This window comes from Pseudocolwellia sp. AS88 (assembly GCF_030551755.1).
In the GTDB taxonomy this organism is placed as follows: domain Bacteria; phylum Pseudomonadota; class Gammaproteobacteria; order Enterobacterales; family Alteromonadaceae; genus Pseudocolwellia.
The window spans coordinates 21,221-40,787 of sequence record NZ_JAUPEC010000008.1 but is presented as its reverse complement, the minus strand read 5'-3'; the positions used below and the strand labels follow the sequence as shown (position 1 = coordinate 40,787).

Below are 19,567 nucleotides of genomic sequence, written 5' to 3'. Positions count from 1 at the left end.
CTTAACTACAAAAAAACAAAGGTATAGGTATAAAAATTAATGACGACGATTAACGCAAACTTCCTATTAAACATACGTGAAATTCTCGCCTCAGAGCAGATTATTGAAGATATTACGCGTAGGCGCGCTTTTGGTACTGATGCGAGTTTTTATCAACTTATACCTCAATTGATTTTAAAAATAGACACTGAAATACAAATTCAAAAAGTAATCGCCTTAGCCCATAAGTTTGATGTGCCTATTACTTTTAGAGCGGCTGGCACAAGCCTTTCGGGACAAGCAATAACAGATAGTGTACTTATTATGTTATCTACTGATTGGACACAATATCAAGTAAAAGACGAAGGTAACTTAATCAGTTTACAGCCAGGTATTATAGGTGCCGATGCAAATAAACATTTAGTTAAATACCAACGAAAAATAGGTCCTGATCCGGCTTCAATTAATACCTGTAAAATTGGTGGTATTGCCGCTAACAATGCTTCAGGTATGTGTTGTGGCGTAAGTAAAAACAGCTACTACAGTGTTGCCGATATGACATTAGTTTTAGCCGATGGCACCTTAGTAAACACCGCAGATGCCCTTAGTGTTGAGTTATTTAAACAAAGCCATTCAGCTATGTTAAATAACTTAAGTGAATTAGCAGAAAGTGTTCAAAACAATGCAGAATTAAAACAACTTATAGATCATAAATATCGTTTAAAAAATACCACAGGATATGCAATAAATGCTTTGATCGACTATATCGATCCTTTAGATATATTAATGCACCTTATGATTGGTTCGGAAGGTACGTTAGGTTTCATATCTAATATTACGTATCGAACTTACCCTGACTATCAGCATAAAGCCAGTGGCTTATTTTCATTTTCAACAGCTGAGCAAGCTTGTTTAGCCGTTACTCAATTAAGCAATTGCCCTGTTGATGCCGTTGAATTAATGGATCAACGAGCACTTAATTCAGTAAAAGGACAAAAAGGATTACCTGATAGTTTTTGTGATCAAGCAAACGAAACAACAGCCTTGCTTATAGAAATACGAGGCGAAACAAACACCGAACTACTTAAAAATATTGCTCAAGTTAAACACGTTATTAACTTATACACTCCTATTCAACAAATCGATTTCACTCAAGATCCTCTATTATCTCAGCAACTGTGGGCAATACGAAAAGGTACTTTTCCAGCAGTAGGCGCTGTTAGAGAAACAGGTACTACTGTTATTATCGAAGATGTGTCTTTTCCTATAGAAAACCTTGCTGAAGGTATTATAAAGTTACACGCTTTATTTGATGAGTTTGGCTACCACGAAGCGATTATTTTTGGTCATGCCTTAGCGGGAAATTTACACTTTGTATTTACCCAAGCTTTTAATAGTGATGAAGAAATAAAACGCTACGACCGCTTTATGCAAAAAGTCACTCAATTAGTTGCTGTTGAATTTGGTGGTTCATTAAAAGCAGAGCATGGTACTGGTCGTAACATGGCACCATTTGTAGAGCTAGAATGGGGAGAAACAGCTTACCAAGTAATGCAACGCGTTAAAGAAATAATCGATCCTAAAGCCATTTTAAATCCTGGTGTTATTTTAAATAAAGATAAAAATTCTCACATCAAAAACCTAAAAGAAATGCCTCATGCTGATCCTATTGTTGATAAATGTATTGAATGTGGCTTTTGCGAACCTGTTTGCCCATCTAAAACTTTCAGCTTAACACCTCGGCAACGTATTGTTATTTGGCGACGAATACAACAGCTAAATAGTCGCAGTGCTTTATCCCAAGATGAAAAGTCTGAACTAGATGAGTTAAATAAACACTATCAACATTTAGGTATAGACAGCTGTGCCGCAACAGGATTATGTGCAGAGCGCTGCCCTGTTGGTATTAATACAGGTGAGTTAATACGAAAGCTTAGAGGTAATAAATTAAGTAAAACAGGGCATGTTATTGCTAAATGGTCTGCTGAGCATTTCTCGGTATTAAATACAGGTACCGCTCTAGCATTTAATGCTAGTGGAAAGTTTACGAGTTTATTAGGAGAAAAAACGGTCAATAATATAGGCGAAACATTACATAAAGTAACCGGTTCAAGGTTGCCTTTATGGCATTCAAAATGGCCCGCGAAAGCAAAAAACAACGCTAGCCAAGCTGTTCCAGTTAACGATACAAAAGCACCTAAAGTTATTTTCTTTGCTAGTTGCGCAAGTAGAACGATGGGACCAGCAATCGAGAGTACCGATAGACGCAGTTTAACTGATGTCGCTTACTCTGTTTTCGCCAAAGCTGGTTATCAGGTGCTCACTCCGAATAAGTCTTCAGATTTATGTTGTGGCATGCCTTTTCATAGCAAAGGAGCTGCTGAAGTCGCTCTTAATAAAGGCCAACAACTTATTAATATGCTTACTGAGTTAAGTTGTAACGGAGAGATTCCGATAGTATTTGATACAAGCCCCTGTAATTTAAGGATCAAAGAACTTGGTTCAACATTACCTATTTATGAACTTACCGATTTTTGCGCTAAATTTTTAGTGGATAAGTTATCAATAACGCCTAAACAAGAAGCTATTGCATTACATATTACTTGTAGTAGTCAAAAGGCTGGCATTGCAGATAGCTTACGCTACATTGCAAATGTTTGTTCAAATGAAGTGATTGAACCTGAAGATATTACTTGCTGCGGATTTGCAGGAGATAAAGGTTTCTTCATGCCAAAACTCAATGAAAGTGCGTTAACAACACTCGCGACTCAAGTAAAAGGTAAATGCTCTAAAGGATACAGTAATAGTAGAACGTGCGAGATAGGATTATCAAAAAATAGTGGTATTGATTACCAGTCACTTATTTATTTAATAGACGAAGTGAGTAATTAAACATCATGCCTATAAGCTTTTATTGATGTATTTATTAGGCGACTAACACCTTAAGTCGCCTAATTAAACAATTCAAATACATAAAATTAGCTAGCTAAATGTTTCTCAAAAAAGGCAATCGTTCGTTGCCACGACAATTCTGCTGCTTCAGGATCGTAGCGTTGTGTAGAGTCGTTATGAAAACCATGCTGTGTGTCTTTATAAATATGAGCTTGGTAATCAACAACTTTACTTTTCAATAAAGCTTCATATTCTGGCCATGTTGCATTAACTCGTTTATCGTTTTCAGCAAATTGTAATAATATTGGGCTTTTTATATTTTTAATAATATCGGCTTTAGCTGGTGTTCCATAATATGGTACCGCAGCATCAATAACATCAGGAATAGCAGCCGCCAGCATATTGCTGATATAACCACCAAAACAAAAACCAACCACACCTAACTTACCGTTACCTTTAGGGTGAGCTTTTAAGAACTCTGCGGCGGCAATAAAGTCAGCTTCAATTTTATCGCGGTCTAAACTTTTTTGCATAGCGCGACCTTCATCATCATTTCCTGGATAACCGCCTAAAGGATGCAATGCATCAGGAGCAAACGCGATAAAACCTAGTTTAGCAAAACGTCGTGCAACATCTTTAACATAAGGATTAAGGCCTCTATTCTCATGTACAACAAGTACGACAGGCATTGAAGCATCAACATTTGTTGGCTCAACTAAATAACCTCGCCCTTCTCCATGACCTTTTGCAGAAGTGAAAGTAGCGTAAGTCGCTTTGATCGTTGGATCGTTAAACGACACGGTTTCTGCAAGGGCATAATTAGGAAGTAAGGCAGAAGCTACAACACTCGCCGTTAAACCGGCTACAGCTAATGTTCCTAAGCGTGATAAAAAGGTTCTACGATCAATACATCCATGGGCATATTCATCATACCAATCAAACGCTTCTTGAGGGATTTCTGTAGGGCTTAACTTTGATTCATGCATAGCTTTTCATCCTAAATATTAAATTGAATAATATAAATTTCCAAACAAACTTTTCGCGAGATTAATGCTTTATAAAATGAGCGTAATCATCTAATACTACTAAAAACACATAATATAATGGAAGATTAATCAACTAAGAATTGAGCGTATTTTGTAAGTTAAAGTTTCTTAGGTAAGAAAAAATTAGGATACCTCACTCAACACTTCTTAGTATTTCCTCTTTTTAGACGCCTATTTAATGGAAGTATATTTATCATCGCATATACTTCTATTAATACATTTCCTATCTGATTTTCAATCATAAATTATGAGCTAATGTAGATTTTAATATTTATGGTTTAATAATTGCTTTTAATTATTTCAATAGCTTAACTTTAATACAACCCTGGTGATTTACAAATGACAGTAACTACAACTAAAAAAAATAAAACCAATAAAAACAACTCACTAAAAAAAAATTTACGTAATATTACGCTTGCTGGTTTATTGACGTTACCTTGCACTAATGCACTAGCAATAGAGACAATTTTTAATTTACACAAAGGCAGCGAGTCAAAAACTGCCGGTTTTAGTGTTGCCGTTGCCGATAACTTTAGCAAAGGCAGTAATTTTTATTGGTCAGTTGGTTATAGTTCATTACGCGATATCAGTGTTGACTGGTACTACAATGTACAAATTGAATGGCTACAAGATATAGTTATTGATGAAGACAAAGGTGATTTGTATTTTAACAATAGTACTATCGATGCAACACTAAGTTATCGCCAAAAATTAAGAGGTTACAATAACTTTTTAAAGAAAGTGACGATAGAATATCAAGCAGGTGCATCATTAGGCTTAACAGATAATAAGTTTTTTTGGACTGATTTAAACGAAGAAAGATACTTCTCTGAAAAAGGCGATATTAACCCCTTACTTGCTGTTTCAACCCATTACAATTTCGATAAAAAAACAGCGCTTGTTTTAGGCTTGAAGTACCAACCAAGTTTTTCAGAGTTTGGTGATATCAGCTCTATATTTTTAGGTATCAATCATAAATTTGGTAAAGTGATCAACTACTAGTATTAAGTACCAACTAACTGATTAAAAAATAAAATAAATGACTTAAGCAACACGTTAACTCTCTAGCATAGAATTAACGGGTAAAAGTCAGCAAAAGCGTTAACTCAATGCCCTAACGCTTTTAATGGAGAAATAAATGCCCATCAAGTTCAAACTTTCAATATTAGCAATATTAATTGCTAGCAGTATAGCGACTAACGTAACTCATGCGGCTGCTTGCCCTATTCCAACTCCGGTTACCGACACAGATGGTGATGGTGTTGACGACAGCATAGACTTATTTCCAAGTGATGCTAGCGAATGGTACGACACCGATTTAGATGGCATAGGTAATAATGCTGATGACGATGATGATGGCGATGGCATTCCTGATACCTCAGATAATAATAATGATGGCGATCCAGTTATTGATTTATACGATCCCTTCCCTGAAGACGCTACTGAATGGCTAGACACCGACGGTGATTGTTTAGGAGATTCGGTTGATACCGATGATGACAACGACGGATTTCTCGATAACGTAGATGCATTCCCATTAAATGCGAATGAATGGCTAGATACCGACAGCGATACCATTGGTAACAATACCGATGGTGATGATGATGGTGATGGCACTATCGATTTATATGATGCGTTTCCATTGGATGATACCGAACAACTTGATACTGATTTTGATGGTATAGGGAACAACGCTGATCTTGATGATGATAATGATGGCTCACCTGATTCAGAAGATTTATTTCCATTAAATAACTCAGAATCAAGAGATCTTGATGGTGATGGCATAGGTGACAACTCTGACAGTGATAATGACGGTGACAGCTTTAGTGATTCAATCGACTTTTTGCCTGATGATCCTACCGAATGGGTTGATAGCGATGGTGATCTCATTGGCGATAATGCCGATACAGATGACGATAATGATGGTGTTTTAGATGGTGCTGATGCTTTCCGCACAGATCCAAATGAATTTGAAGACAGTGACGGCGATGGTGTTGGTAATAACGCTGACAGTGATGATGATGGTGATGGCATTACTGATAATAGATCAACCCCAAGTGGTACTGATGTTTTTCCTGATGATGCCACAGAATGGGCAGACAATGATGGCGATGGCTTAGGTAATAATGCTGATACAGATGACGATAATGATGGTGTTTCAGATAGTGCTGATGCATTTCCATTTGATGCAACAGAAACAGCAGACTTAGACGGCGATGGTATTGGCGATAACTCTGACGACGACATAGATGGAGATGGCATTCTTAATACTGCAGATCCAGAACCTTTAGATCCTGCTGAAACAACAGATACCGATGGCGATGGTATAGCAAACTTAGCTGATACCGATGATGACAACGATGGCTTTCTTGATAGCGTAGATGCTTTCCCACAAAACGCACTTGAATGGTTAGATACTGACGGAGACGGCACAGGTAACAATAGCGATGCTGACGATGATAATGACGGTCATGTTGATGGCGATGACGACTTCCCTCTTGATTCAGGCGAATACCTAGATACAGATGGTGACGGTATTGGCAACAATACTGATACTGACGACGATGGCGATGGTGTACTCGACATTAATGATGCATTCAGATTGGACGCTACTGAAGCGGTAGATACTGACGGTGATCTAGTTGGTGACAATACCGATAGCGATGACGATAACGATGGACGCGTTGATAGTATAGACGCCTTCCCTTATGACTCTTCGGAATGGTTAGACACTGATGGCGATGGCATTGGTAACAATACAGACCTCGATGACGATAACGATGGCACCAACGACAGCGATGATTTATACCCACTGAATATTCAAGAACAACGAGATGACGATGGAGATGGGATAGGAAACAACGCCGATGGTGACGACGATAACGACGGCATACTAGATGCAGATGACAGTTTCCCTCTTGATCCTGGCGAAACCTTAGATACAGATAATGATGGTATTGGTAATGTTTTAGACAATGATGACGATAATGACGGCGTGCTTGATAATATTGATTTATTTCCATTAGATAGTAATGAATCAGCTGATGCTGATAATGATGGCGTTGGTAATAATGCAGATAGCGACGACGACAATGATGGCGTTTTGGATATCGAAGATGCATTTCCGTTAGATCCTGTGGAATATCTTGATACCGATGGCGATGGTATAGGTAATGTTTACGATACCGATGACGATGGCGACAATATCCCAGATCATTTAGACGACTTACCACTAATAAACAATGAAACCGATGATTTTGATAACGATGGTTTAGGTAACAATGCCGATCTAGATGATGATAATGACGGAATGAGCGACATCTTCGAAGCTCAATATGGCTTTAATCCTTTAGATGCTAGTGATGCTTCACTTGATACAGATCAAGATGGTGTAATCAACTCTGAAGAAGAACGTAATAATACGAATCCATTACTAGACGATTACGCACCAGTAATTACTGTCCCAGAAGTAGTACATGTTCTTGCAAATCATACTTTTACAAAGCTATCGTTAACTGAGTTGGTTGAACAAACAAATGTATCTGTGGAAGATGGGCACGACGGATTAAATTGTTGCTCGTTAGTTCCACTTGGTTTCGAAACTGGTTTAAATAATTTGCCTTCAGGTGTTTATAATGTTGTTTGGCGTGCCACAGATTTAGCAGGAAATACAACTCGTGTTGAGCAATCATTATATGTGCATCCATTAGTTAATTTTTATCAAGACCAAATCGTCGCAGAAGGAGCTACGGCCAGAGTTAATGTGGTACTTTCTGGAGAATCTCCTACTTACCCATTAGAGATACCTATCGCTGTAACAGGTAGTGTAGATACATTAGATTACACTTTATCAGATGATAAAATTGTCATTACAGAAGGTACTTCAGGTTATATTGATATTCCTCTCAATGAAGACTTTCAAACAGAAGGTGACGAATTACTGATTGTTTCATTTACCGAGCAAACCAATGCGGGTGATCATGATATACAACAAATTACAGTTACCGAAGATAATGTACTAGCGAGTATTTCTACAACACTTGTTCAGAATAATCTTTCGGTCGCTTCTATTGCCGAAGATGAAGGGGTAGCTAATCTTAAATTAACCATTGATGATAAAAACATAAGTGATGAACACGTTGTTACTTGGGATATTCCAGAAAGGATCAATGCCAGAATTAGTGGTAATTCTCTTACTGTTATTATCGATCCACTTGATGTTGAGTTAACTGATGAAGATAGAAGTTTAATATCATTATCAGTAACCGTTATCGATAATGGCACACCGGCTTTAGAACAAACCCAATATGTTTACATACCACTACTTAGTGAACGCCCTGTTATTGACGATACTGATACTGACCGTGACGGAATAATTGATACTGTCGAAGGTTATCAAGATGACGATAACGATGGTCTGCCTGCTTTTATGGACAGTTCAGATATCGGTTATTTACAACAATTGCATGTTAACTCAGCAGAAGTTAAATTAATGGAAACTGAGCCAGGTTTAACTATTAGTTTAGGTAAATATGCACGCCAGCAATATTCAGATGGTGTTCAAATGTCGCAAGTAGATATTGATGGAACCGGCTTAATAGACAACGATACATACGATAGACGTGGCGATTATTTTGATTTCATAATTCAAGGTGTTTCTCCTGTAGGACAATCAGTTATGGTAGTTGTACCACTTGACCAAGCTATTCCAGAATTTGCCCTATATCGTAAATACAGTGCTGAAAGTGGATGGAAAAACTTTGTTGAAGATGGCCAAAACAGCTTATCTTCTGCCCCATTAGACAATGGTGTTTGCCCAGCCCTGACGAGCACTGAATATAGTGACGGTTTAACGGAAGGTAACGAATGTGTACGCTTACTTATTCAAGATGGTGGCCCTAACGATGCTGATGGAATAGCCAATGGTGTTATAGATGATCCAGGTGGAATTGCAGTAATCCCTAATTCAGAAATAGCACAAGCAACAACACCCGAACAATCAAGTAGTGGTGGTAGTGCTTATTGGTTACTTCTTTTAGCGGGCTTACGATTATCATTCTCTTTTTGTAAAAGCTTAATTAAACCCACAAAAAAGAAGCAGTAATCAGTTTTACTTAAAAGGCTAAACAGATAAACAAAGCGATAAAAAGTATGAAGCATTTCACTCTTTTTATCGTTTTTTTGTGTTTACTACTGCATAAATTAATTAACTCACCTGAAACCACATTAATAGATTCAATTTTTATCATTCTCTTTTACTTATTTTAGGTCTTTATTTTTTTCAAATAAAATCAAAAAAACATCATTTAATTAATTGTATCTAAGCCCCTACTTACACAAAAATATAACCTTCAACTTATCAATTAAGGATAGTAGCGAACAAAAATTGCTATTTTTTATGATTATTTTCATCTTTTTTTGTCTTTCTTTAATCTACTGATTTAATTAGAAAAATAATATTATACAGATGAAATAAAATAACTCATTTCAAATTATTGATCATTTATTTTGCAACCTTTCAATGCTAACAATCGTTACAGGCTATGAAAGAAGTAAGTAATAAATACTTTACGACTTACTAATAATCACAAAATGTATTTACAAGAAAATAAAGTAATTACAATCATTTAAAGAAGGAATTCTTATGAAAATCAAATTAGTTTCAATCGCAATGATTTTAGCACTTACTGCTGGTTTTAATGCCAACGCATTCCATTCAGATAAAGAGTCAGACTGTGCTGAAAAGTCGCATGGTAAACACGGACAAAAAATGCGTGGTCATAAAATGGGATTCGATATACGTGACATTGTAACTGAATACATGCTTGCGCAAGGTGATATTACCCAAGGCGAAATTGATCTGAAGAAAGCTGAACACAAATCGACTCGTGAAGCATTAAAAGCACTTAAGGATTCTGGTGATATAGAAGCTTTAGAAGCGAAAAAAGACGAATTAGAGGATAAGCGTGAAGAAAATCGCGATAAGGTTAAAGCTTATATCGATTCTCATGAAGAGCTACAAGCTTTAATTAAAGAAAAGAAAAAAGAGTTTCGTGAAAAAAGAAAAGAACGTCGCAAAGAGAAACGCGAAGAGCGCAAAGCTAAAAAAGCAGCAATGGAAGAAGAGTCTTCTACTGAAAGTTAAGCTTTTAACTTAGCTTAGCAGGTCTACTTAAGTTGATTAGTTCCCATCTTAAGTTTGGATTAATACAAATAAAAAACGAAGATAATATATCTTCGTTTTTTTGTTTATTACTTGATGATTCACTTACGTATTTCAAGGTAAAACATTAGCCTAATTCAACTAAGCGACTCGACATATAAGCTGTTTATAAAAGCATAATAATTAGTCGACCCATGTATCTTTAATTTTTAATATCTTATCAAGCTCTTGATCTAAAACCCCCACAAGCTCAGGATCAAAGTGTATCCCCTTTTGGCTATGAATAAACTCCATTGTTTGTTCAACGGACCAAGCTTCTTTGTATGGTCTTTTACTGGTTAAGGCATCAAAAACGTCAGCAATTGCAACAATACGACCTTCAATGGGGATTTCTTCACCCTTTAGTTGATTAGGGTACCCCGTGCCATCCCATTTTTCATGGTGAGTTAAAGAAATCGATTTAGCTAAGCAAAGTAATTCAGAATTAGTATCACCTAAAATTTCAGCGCCTATTTGTGGATGAGTTTTCATCACAGCAAATTCTTCATCCGTTAATTTACCTGGTTTCAATATAATACTATCAGGAATACCGATCTTACCAATATCATGCATAGGAGCAGCATTTAGAATATTTTCAGCATGATTATTGGTTAAGCCATACGCCAGAGCGATAACTTGAGAATAGTGACTCATACGCATCACATGCATACCGGTTTCGTTATCTTTATATTCAGCTGCTTTACCTAATCTCTGAATAATTTGCAGTCGGGTAACTCTTAATTCATCAGCTTGAGTTAATGACAAATGAGTTTTTACTCTGGCTTTAACAACAGCAGGCGAAACAGGTTTAGTAATATAGTCTACAGCGCCTACTTCAAATCCCATGGTTTCATCTGTGTCGTCACTTAACGCGGTAACAAAAATAATAGGGATAGACTTGGTTTTGTCTTCACTCTTTAACTTTTTACATACTTCAAAGCCTGTCATCCCAGGCATCATAACATCAAGTAAAATAAGATCTGGTCGATCTTTTTCTACAATGTTTAAAGCATCTTCACCACTTTTAGCGAAGGATAATCTATAATTATTAGCAAGTATTTCCTTAATAACTCTTAAGTTAGTAGGTTCATCATCTACTATTAATACTTTATAATCATGATCTTGCTCAACTCTCATTTCTGTACCCATTTTGTTTAGCTAAGGTGATTAATTCTGTCACTAAAGCTTTTGCATTATCATATTCAAAATCATTAACTGCATGAACTAATTTTTGACTTAATTCATTTACGGCCTGAGGAGAAAACTGACTAAGCTGAGTAAGTAGTTTTTCATCAAAACCTTGATATTCAATCATCTTATCAAGTTCTGTTAATAATACTAACCATTCTTGTGCTGTTAGTGAGGCATTGTTATCTTGGCTTTGCTCTTCAATATCCGTTTGTTTACTTTCTAGAATTAAAGCTTCTAAATTTAATAAAATAGTCGCCGACTTTTCTATATGAGCATTACATAATAATTCATCTTGGCGATTTGAAGCTTGTTCAATAGCTGAGAAAGTACGGTGCAGCGTTGTTAATGCTAAGTTACCTGTTAATCCTTTTAGGGTATGAGCAATCTGGCTTATAGCTTTCCATTCTTTATTAGAGAAAAGTCCTTTTAACTCTTCGGTGACAGTAGCATAAGTCGACATAAAAAGGCCTAGCTCTTCAAATAATCGCTGCTTTGATCCCCACAACTTAGTACCTTTATCACAATCGACTAATTTTGAAGGCGATTGCGTACTAACTTCAGACGTCTCACTAATACTTACAGTTACACCTAAAATCTTAGCTAATTCTATATAAATCTCATCAATATCTACAGGTTTGCTGGCAAATCCGTCCATACCTGCATTTTTAGCTGCTTTGCGATCTTCTTCAAGTACACTAGCCGTTAACGCAATAATTGGGATCGCGTTAAGCTTATTGTTATTTTCAAACTCTCGTCTCATTTTAGCCGTAGATAAACCGTCCATAATAGGCATTTGAATATCCATTAATACAGCATCAAATGTTTCAGTTTCCATTAAATGTAGAGCTTTTTTACCCTCTAAAGCAGAACAAACCACATGGCCATCACGCTCAAGTAGTCGTGTTAATAACTCTACATTTTGCGGAATGTCGTCTACCACTAATAGATTTAAGCTAGGTAATTCAACTTTATTAGATTTTTTAATCAATACTTTACTTTTAGATACTTCTAATGGAATTTCGAAAACAAAAGTAGAACCTTTATCTTTCACACTACTTGCCGAAATAGTACCGCCCATTAGCTCAACCAGTTGTTTACTTATAGTAGTCCCCAACCCAGTACCACCGTAGATTCGACTCATTGAAGTATCAGCCTGTACAAAAGCTTCAAAAATCTTATCAACTTGCTCTTGAGTCATCCCTATTCCAGTATCTTTTATACTGAAACGAACAAAATTATCTTTTACAGGTTCAACACTTAATGAAACTTTCCCTTCAGCGGTAAACTTAACGGAGTTACCAATTAGGTTGGTTATCACCTGTCGAATTCTATCAGACGCGCCGTAATAGATAGGAGCAAGATCAGGAGAGATATCAACAGAAAGATCTAAACCTTTCTTACGTACTTCTAGCCATAATGTTGATACAACGGTGTCAATTTCTTCTACTAAAGAAAAGTCACGATATTCTAAATCAAATTTACCTTTATCCATTTTTGCACTATCTAAAATATCATTAAGTAAATGGAGTAATGATTTAGCTGAATTATTAATACTTTTTAAATGTTTGGCATCAGTATCGTCTTTTGCCTCGCCAAGCATAATGTCACTAAAACCGATAATCGCGTTCATTGGGGTACGGATCTCATGACTCATATTAGCTAAAAATTCGGTTCTAGCAGCAACAGCCTCCTCCGCTCTATTTTTCTCATTAACTAACTCTTGTTCCATGTTTTTACGATCAGTAATATCCATAATAAAGCCATCTAACCAATGGTTTTCTTTTAGTCCCATATTGATATAGCTGCCATATCCCATCATCCATTTAACTTGACCAAACCGGTCTATAATTCGATACTCTAAATGAAACTGTTTTTCCTTCAGTTTCATTATTCTAGCTATTTCAGGCATATCATCAGGATGAACAAACTCTGCAAAATAACGTTTCGGATTAGGTGACAAAAAGTCTGCAGCAGGAAAACCAGTAATGTCCTCAACGGCATCACTTATGAAAGTCATTGGCCAGTTGTCTGAAACTAAACAACGATAAGCGATACCTGGAATATTGGTAATTAATGAACGTATTTTTTCTTCATCTTCTTGTCTTTGATGCTCTAACAATAATTGTTTTCGTATATCAGTGACGAATACCACATAGAAGTTATCTTCATCAATTTGAGTGTGACCAATAGACAGTTTTACTGAAATATTTTCACCATTTTGATGAATTGCTTCAACTTGCCTACCTTTAATGCTTGTATCATTTTTGGTTTCAATAGCTCTATTTAACCGTCCATTCGCTCCAACAACAAACTCATCCGGGATAATGATATTGATATTTTCGCCTATTAAAGAATCACTCGACCAACCTAATAAACGTTGAATCGCTGTATTCGAACTAATAACAAGCCCTCTATCGTTAATCGTAACAATACCGTCCATTGCGGTATCCATCATGGCACGTAACCGATTTTCTTTATCTGCAGCTTTGGCTGATATATCTTTATATTTAATTAATAAGTTAGCACCTAAAACAAGCATAATAATGAGGATTGTTGCGATGGTAACTGATGCAGCAAGGTATTTTGAAATTTCTGCTGTTTGCTCAGATAACTCAAAACCAAGAGGACGAACAAATCTTGCGGCTGCCATACCTGTATAGTGCATACCAGCAATAGCAAATCCCATAAAAACACTGGCTAGCATTGATATTTTTGTACTACCTAAATAGCTAAATCTACCTGTACGTAATCGGGTATAAACCCACAAGGAAAGAATAGCTAAAACCGCAGCCACAATAATGGATAAGCCAAACATAGCTAGGTCGTAGCGTAGCAAAGCGGAGACCTCCATAGCTGCCATACCTATATAGTGCATGGTACCTATGCCTAAACCAACTAAAACTCCACCAATAATGAGTTGACACTTCGAGACCTTTTCACGAGTAATAATGTTAAGAGTTACCCATGAAGCAAAAATACTCGGTAATACTGAAATTAAAGTAAGTTGAACGCCATAATTTATAGGAGTACACAAATCAAAAGCTAGCATACCGATGAAGTGCATTGACCAAACACCACCACCTAAAGTAATACTGCCAACAACTAACATAAACTGACGCCAAAAGGCTGAACGAATATGCTTAGCTTGAGAAGCTACATTCATTCCCATGAAGGAAGCTAAAATGGCAATAGTAATTGATAACACAACCAGCCATGGCCTAAATGTACCGTAAATGAGTAAATTATCAGCTGGGTACTGAAAAATGGTTGAAATTTGGTCAAACATAAGGTTACAGCCTTGTTATAGGTACTGATTTATAAAGCTAATTTCTAGCTTAACAAATAGTTACACTGTTAATCTACACGACATTATAATTCTTTGTAATTCAGATGCTTTGCTAAAATAAATCAACTTAAACAAAGATTTGTAATTGAGGATTATAAATTATCTAGAAAATATGGATAATAATCAGCTATATCGGTCTCTTTAAATAAAACTTGATGCATTTCACTTAAATTATTGCTGTATTTTATAATAAATTTAAACAATTGATTTATTGGGCTAATCGTTAATTTTCAGAATTAAAGAATATAAAAAGTATAATAATTTACTAAACCTTAAATATTTCCCTTATCACGTTTCAAATAAAAATTCGGCTTAATTATATTAAAACGAAAATAATTCATATTTTTTAAATTATTTTATGATATTTCTGTATTAAATAAGTATAGTGATATAACATTTGTTCAGTGTAGCAACTCTATTTAACTGTTATTGAGGTAAATATTTTTTGAAGAAACTAGACGATATTGATTTACGCATTTTAACGCTTCTTTATAACAATGCCGATATTAATAATAAAGATTTAGCAGCAAAAATTGGTATTGCTCCTTCAACTTGTTTGGAGCGTGTAAAACGTCTTAAAACCAGCGGTATCATTAAAGGTGCTTTTATTGAGGTTAACCTTAAAAACATTGGCGGCAATATCGAAGCAATAGCGGCTATCCGTTTACAGCCTTACTCTGAAGAAATCGTCAATCAATTACGTGACGACTTACTTAAACTGCCTGAAATCATTAGCTTGTATCACATGGGCGGTAATTACGATTATTATATTCATATGTCAGTAAAAGACAGTGAACATTTAAGACAATTTGTATTTCAGGCAATTACTTCTCGTGACGAAGTTCAAACCGTTGAAACCTCTTTAGTGTTTGAACATAGCAGAAGCTCAGTTTTACCCGCTTTTGATGATTAATATATAGTTACGTTTACCCTGTTCTGAATAATGAATAATGAATAATGAATAAGCAATGATACTTGGCTGCATTAATAGCCATAAACTAAAACAATAAAAAACTTCCAGTTCTTATCACAAATATCCAAACATAAAAAAGCCCAATAATTTTAATTATTGGGCTTTTACTTTTCATTAAGCTTTTCTTCTACAAACATGGACTAATGATCACCTCTTCTTGACTGACGCTCACCACCGCTATTTGATCTACGTACCTGCGACTTTTCTGACCTTTGCGTACGTTGCGGTTTAGATTGATAACTCTTACTTCTTTCAGAAGATCTAACTTGTCTTGATTGCTTTGCCTGTTGTGATGAAGATCTTTCTATGCTTTTTTGTACATTGTTTCTTTGAATATTCTTGGTTTGAACACTCTTTGTTTGAACATTACTTCTTTGTACGTCTTTGCTTTTAGCGTAAGTTTTATTCCTCAGCTCATTAGATCGCTGTGAGTTAAAGTGCTTACGATCACTCGTGTTTTTTTTTATATTTTGTGCTTTTTGCTGAGAAACCGTTTTTTGCACTTTAAGTTTTTTTGATATGACTTCATGCTTTTGGTTCTTTTGCACTTGTACTCTATTGCTATTATTAGCACGAATAACGGCTTTGTTATTATTTAATCTGGCATTAACTGCGGCACTGTTGTGACGTTTAACAACTGTTTTGTGAACAACAGGACGATTATTTCCATAACGTTTACTCACATTTCTATTACTATAGCGTACACCTTTTCTATGTTTTGGGTTATGTACCCAACGTGTTGAATAACCACTGCGAACAATTACTTTTTTAGGTTGATAATGACGAGTATTTCTGTGATTAATCACCACTACATGCCTGTTACTCCAACTAAATCCGCTGAAAAAGTAGTTCCACGAAATATGTATGCCTGCATGCCATCCAAAAGGTCTGCTATTGGTATAGCGAATACGGTGTCCCCAATTCCAATAAACGGGTGGGTACAATGATGAATGCCAATGACCATAAACATGACGCGAATCATAATAAGGAACATATACAATTTCTTTTTCTACAGGTTCAATAACTATATTGTTGGCTTCTCGGCTAACTTCAACATTTTCCATTTTAGCTAAGTTACCCGCTTTGTCGGCCTGTATTCTTAAGTCTTGAATAGCACTAAGAACATTCTCTTCACTCTGTAAAAAGGCATCACCTAATTGTTGAGTCCAAGTTAAGTCATCAACCATACGTTCAAGTACATCAGGAAACATAGTTAAAGCAGTAACTGAAGGCTCCCAATCTTTTTCTTCTAATAACTCAGATTTTTTAGACGCAGATAAATTTTTATTTTTTGTTACCCAACGTTCAGCTTCAACCACTTCAATAGGATAAGTTGATGCAATAAGAATATGAGTAAGTAAACTGTCTGGATATAAAGCCACAGGTGCAAGCATTTGAGCTAGCTGTTCTTGGTTATACTCAAGGTTGCTAGATACCTCATTAGTTGCTTGGCTGTTAGCACTGCTTGCTTGATTAAGAACTTCTTGTGCCGATAACGTATTACACGTTAAAACAGATAACAGGCCGATGCTTAAAATTAATCTTTTCATCTTTCTTTCCTCTTGAAGAATACCTAACAAGCAATACTTATTGGTTTAACAACTATCTAACTATTAGGTATAAATACATTACAGGTGCAATATTAACGAAAGTAAACTGAACGCTTACTGAACACTTATATTTATTTTCTTTATTATTAATACAGACCTAGTAAGTAAACGATCAATTGCAAAAGAACGTTCCATATAAGTAACCTAATGTAACAAGCATTAAGTAATACATTCTGAATAGGAGTGTTGTTGAATAATTAAGAGGTGAGTTTTTAAAGGTATATTGTGTATGTAACTACACGATTTTAATTTTACCTAAGTTAAACGTAAGCACAAAAAGCGCACCGCCTAGGCTTGATGAGTTTTGAATAGTAAGCTCGCCGTTATAACTACTGACTAAATCTCTAACAATAGCTAAACCAATACCGTGACCTTTTTCGTAAGTATCCGCACGAGTACCGCGTTCTAAAATAGTTTTTCTTTGCGACTCTTCAATGCCCTGCCCATCGTCAGCAATAGCAATGCGTAAACTGTCAGCATTAAAACTTACGCTAAAATCAATTTCCGACTTGGCCGCCTTACAAGCGTTGTCGAGCAAATTGCCAAGTATTTCCATTAAATCGGCTTCATCACCTTTGAATAAGGCTTTTTCTTGAATGTTAACAGAAAGCTTAAGCTGCTTATCTCTGTAAATTTTATTTAGTGTATTAACAAGTTTATTCGCGGTTTCTTCAATTGAAACACCTAAATGCCAAGAGGATTCGCCTGCACTTTGAGCGCGTTTAAGTTGATGCTCAACCATGTTACTAATATTGGTAATTTGCTCTTTTGTGTCTTGTGCTAAAGCGGGTTGGCTTTGAATAACAGCTAAAGGTGTTTTTAAACTATGAGCTAAGTCTGATAAGGCATTGCGATAGCGTTTGCGCTGGCTTTGCTCTGTACTAAGCAAAGTATTTAATTGAGTCGTTACTTGTTCAAGTTCAATGGGATAAGTTTTAACTAAAGAATTCTGCTTACCTTGTTCCACATTTTCAAGTTCAGTTGTTAGAGTATTTAAAGGCTTTAAGGTCCATTTTAACCAAATAAATTGCGCAATAATAAATACAACAATCAGTAGTACTAACCATATCCAAAGTTGTTGTTTGAAGCCGTTAGTGATCGCTAAAAACTCAGCTTCATCTTTAAATATATGTAAAGTTACCGGGAATGAACCTTCAGACTCACCAAAGCTTACACTAATGCTATAAACCATATGTGGCTGGTTTTCTATCATCACCTCAGTAAATAAAGACTCACCAATTTTAGGTGAAGGTAAGTCTTTAGTTAAATCAACGCCCATTAATGACGTTGATTGCCATAAAGTACTTAAATCTACTGGATATTGAATCACTTGGTTTTCAGCAAAAACAGGTTTAATTGTGGTTATTTCTGCGTATAAACCCGATTGAATAACATTGAATTGATTTTCTAGCAGCAAATCAGGCATGAGTAGCTGATTATTTTCAACTTCTGCAACCGAGAATATTGAAAAACTATAAGCTCTTAGCTCATTCTCTAAAGCACTTTGCAATTGCTCATTAAAAGCATTACTCAAGGTTATGCCAATAATAGGTAGCATAACCATCACCATAAACATTGCGCTTAACATTAAACGCGCTTTAAGTGACTGTGTTATCCAATGAGTGAGAGAATGAGGTTTGTTCAAATGCTTAACTAAACTGTTTCATTTTATAGCCTTGTCCACGTAAGGTTTCAATAAAACCATGTTTGCTATCAGGATCTAACTTTTTACGTAGTCGTCTAATAAAGACTTCAATCACATTTGAATCTAAGTCAAAGTCTTGATCGTAAATATGTTCTGTTAATACCGACTTAGATTTAACTTCGTTAATGTGCAACATAAGGTATTCAAGCAGTTTGTATTCGTAACTACTTAAACTTACATTATTGCCATCTACAGCTACCGACATACTTTTAGTGTTAATACTAATAGGACCATTTTCAATAACAGGGCTTGCTTGCCCTACTGAACGCCTGATCAAAGCATTTAAACGTGCCGCTAATTCTTCAGGCTGAAATGGCTTAGTTAAATAATCGTCTGCACCTGCATCTAAACCAGCAACTTTGTCTTGCCAGCTATCACGAGCAGTTAACACAATAATAGGAAAAGTGAATTGTTTATCTCTTAAGCTTTTAATAACGCTTATGCCATCAATTTTAGGCAAACCAATATCAATAATGGCGGCATCGTATGGGTATTCCATACCTTGAAAAAGCCCAGACTCTCCATCACTAGCAACATCAACAGAATAGTTTTCAAGCATTAATTGCTTTTTTAAATTGGTTTGCAGCTCTATATCGTCTTCTACTAAGAGTAAACGCATA

The 19,567-nt window shown here is 35.8% G+C and carries 11 protein-coding genes; 5 read left to right on the top strand and 6 right to left on the bottom strand.

Features of this window, described 5'->3' with window-relative positions; genetic code table 11:
- The first annotated feature begins 39 nt into the window (after positions 1–39).
- On the top strand, positions 40–2,871 hold the full coding sequence (locus Q5N69_RS07625; RefSeq protein ID WP_304368272.1) for an FAD-binding and (Fe-S)-binding domain-containing protein: 2,832 nt from the start codon (positions 40–42) through the stop codon (positions 2,869–2,871).
- 86 nt (positions 2,872–2,957) lie between these two features.
- Here Q5N69_RS07625 and Q5N69_RS07620 read toward each other — a convergent pair whose 3' ends face one another.
- A complete protein-coding gene (locus Q5N69_RS07620; RefSeq protein ID WP_304368271.1) occupies positions 2,958–3,857 on the bottom strand; it encodes a dienelactone hydrolase family protein in 900 nt (299 codons plus the stop codon).
- A gap of 399 nt (positions 3,858–4,256) precedes the next feature.
- Between Q5N69_RS07620 and Q5N69_RS07615 the strand changes: the two genes are divergently transcribed.
- From Q5N69_RS07615 to Q5N69_RS07605, 3 genes are all read left to right on the top strand, one after another.
- The gene (locus Q5N69_RS07615) at positions 4,257–4,919 is read left to right on the top strand and encodes a hypothetical protein (protein WP_304368270.1); all 663 of its coding nucleotides are present in this window, start codon (positions 4,257–4,259) and stop codon (positions 4,917–4,919) included.
- Between the two features lie 136 nt (positions 4,920–5,055).
- Positions 5,056–9,024 carry a thrombospondin type 3 repeat-containing protein gene (locus Q5N69_RS07610; protein WP_304368269.1) on the top strand — a complete coding sequence of 1,323 codons (3,969 nt, stop codon included), beginning with the start codon at positions 5,056–5,058 and terminating at the stop codon, positions 9,022–9,024.
- 540 nt (positions 9,025–9,564) lie between these two features.
- Complete coding sequence (locus Q5N69_RS07605; protein ID WP_304368268.1) at positions 9,565–10,065, top strand: hypothetical protein; 501 nt, start codon at positions 9,565–9,567, stop codon at positions 10,063–10,065.
- 201 nt (positions 10,066–10,266) lie between these two features.
- On the opposite strand, the gene Q5N69_RS07600 is transcribed toward Q5N69_RS07605, so the two are convergent.
- Together Q5N69_RS07600 and Q5N69_RS07595 are read right to left on the bottom strand one after the other, a co-directional pair.
- Positions 10,267–11,259 (bottom strand): two-component system response regulator, encoded by a 993-nt coding sequence (locus Q5N69_RS07600; RefSeq protein ID WP_304368267.1) that lies wholly within the window; start codon positions 11,257–11,259, stop codon positions 10,267–10,269.
- Complete coding sequence (locus Q5N69_RS07595; RefSeq protein ID WP_304368266.1) at positions 11,249–14,599, bottom strand: MHYT domain-containing protein; 3,351 nt, start codon at positions 14,597–14,599, stop codon at positions 11,249–11,251. The genes Q5N69_RS07600 and Q5N69_RS07595 overlap by 11 nt, the downstream gene beginning before the upstream one ends.
- Before the next feature lie 505 nt (positions 14,600–15,104).
- On the opposite strand from Q5N69_RS07595, the gene Q5N69_RS07590 reads away from it, so the two are divergent.
- Positions 15,105–15,572 (top strand): Lrp/AsnC family transcriptional regulator, encoded by a 468-nt coding sequence (locus Q5N69_RS07590; protein ID WP_304368265.1) that lies wholly within the window; start codon positions 15,105–15,107, stop codon positions 15,570–15,572.
- Positions 15,573–15,772: 200 nt separating this feature from the next.
- On the opposite strand, the gene Q5N69_RS07585 is transcribed toward Q5N69_RS07590, so the two are convergent.
- The 3 genes from Q5N69_RS07585 to Q5N69_RS07575 form a co-directional block, all read right to left on the bottom strand.
- Positions 15,773–17,182, bottom strand: coding sequence for a DUF3300 domain-containing protein (locus Q5N69_RS07585; RefSeq protein ID WP_304368264.1), 1,410 nt, complete (start codon positions 17,180–17,182; stop codon positions 15,773–15,775).
- Positions 17,183–17,477: 295 nt separating this feature from the next.
- Positions 17,478–18,830 carry an ATP-binding protein gene (locus Q5N69_RS07580; RefSeq protein ID WP_304368382.1) on the bottom strand — a complete coding sequence of 451 codons (1,353 nt, stop codon included), beginning with the start codon at positions 18,828–18,830 and terminating at the stop codon, positions 17,478–17,480.
- 61 nt (positions 18,831–18,891) lie between these two features.
- Positions 18,892–19,566, bottom strand: a complete 675-nt coding sequence (locus Q5N69_RS07575) for a response regulator transcription factor (RefSeq protein ID WP_304368263.1) — start codon at positions 19,564–19,566, stop codon at positions 18,892–18,894.
- Between the last annotated feature and the right edge of the window lies 1 nt (position 19,567).

What these genes read in the sequence shown, in the direction of transcription:
- Q5N69_RS07625 (WP_304368272.1), top strand. Translation starts at nt 40, where the DNA reads ATGACGACGATTAACGCAAACTTCCTATTAAACATACGTGAAATTCTC.
- Q5N69_RS07620 (WP_304368271.1), bottom strand. Translation starts at nt 3,857, where the DNA reads ATGCATGAATCAAAGTTAAGCCCTACAGAAATCCCTCAAGAAGCGTTT.
- Q5N69_RS07615 (WP_304368270.1), top strand. Translation starts at nt 4,257, where the DNA reads ATGACAGTAACTACAACTAAAAAAAATAAAACCAATAAAAACAACTCA.
- Q5N69_RS07610 (WP_304368269.1), top strand. Translation starts at nt 5,056, where the DNA reads ATGCCCATCAAGTTCAAACTTTCAATATTAGCAATATTAATTGCTAGC.
- Q5N69_RS07605 (WP_304368268.1), top strand. Translation starts at nt 9,565, where the DNA reads ATGAAAATCAAATTAGTTTCAATCGCAATGATTTTAGCACTTACTGCT.
- Q5N69_RS07600 (WP_304368267.1), bottom strand. Translation starts at nt 11,259, where the DNA reads ATGAGAGTTGAGCAAGATCATGATTATAAAGTATTAATAGTAGATGAT.
- Q5N69_RS07595 (WP_304368266.1), bottom strand. Translation starts at nt 14,599, where the DNA reads ATGTTTGACCAAATTTCAACCATTTTTCAGTACCCAGCTGATAATTTA.
- Q5N69_RS07585 (WP_304368264.1), bottom strand. Translation starts at nt 17,182, where the DNA reads ATGAAAAGATTAATTTTAAGCATCGGCCTGTTATCTGTTTTAACGTGT.
- Q5N69_RS07580 (WP_304368382.1), bottom strand. Translation starts at nt 18,830, where the DNA reads ATGTTAAGCGCAATGTTTATGGTGATGGTTATGCTACCTATTATTGGC.
- Q5N69_RS07575 (WP_304368263.1), bottom strand. Translation starts at nt 19,566, where the DNA reads ATGCGTTTACTCTTAGTAGAAGACGATATAGAGCTGCAAACCAATTTA.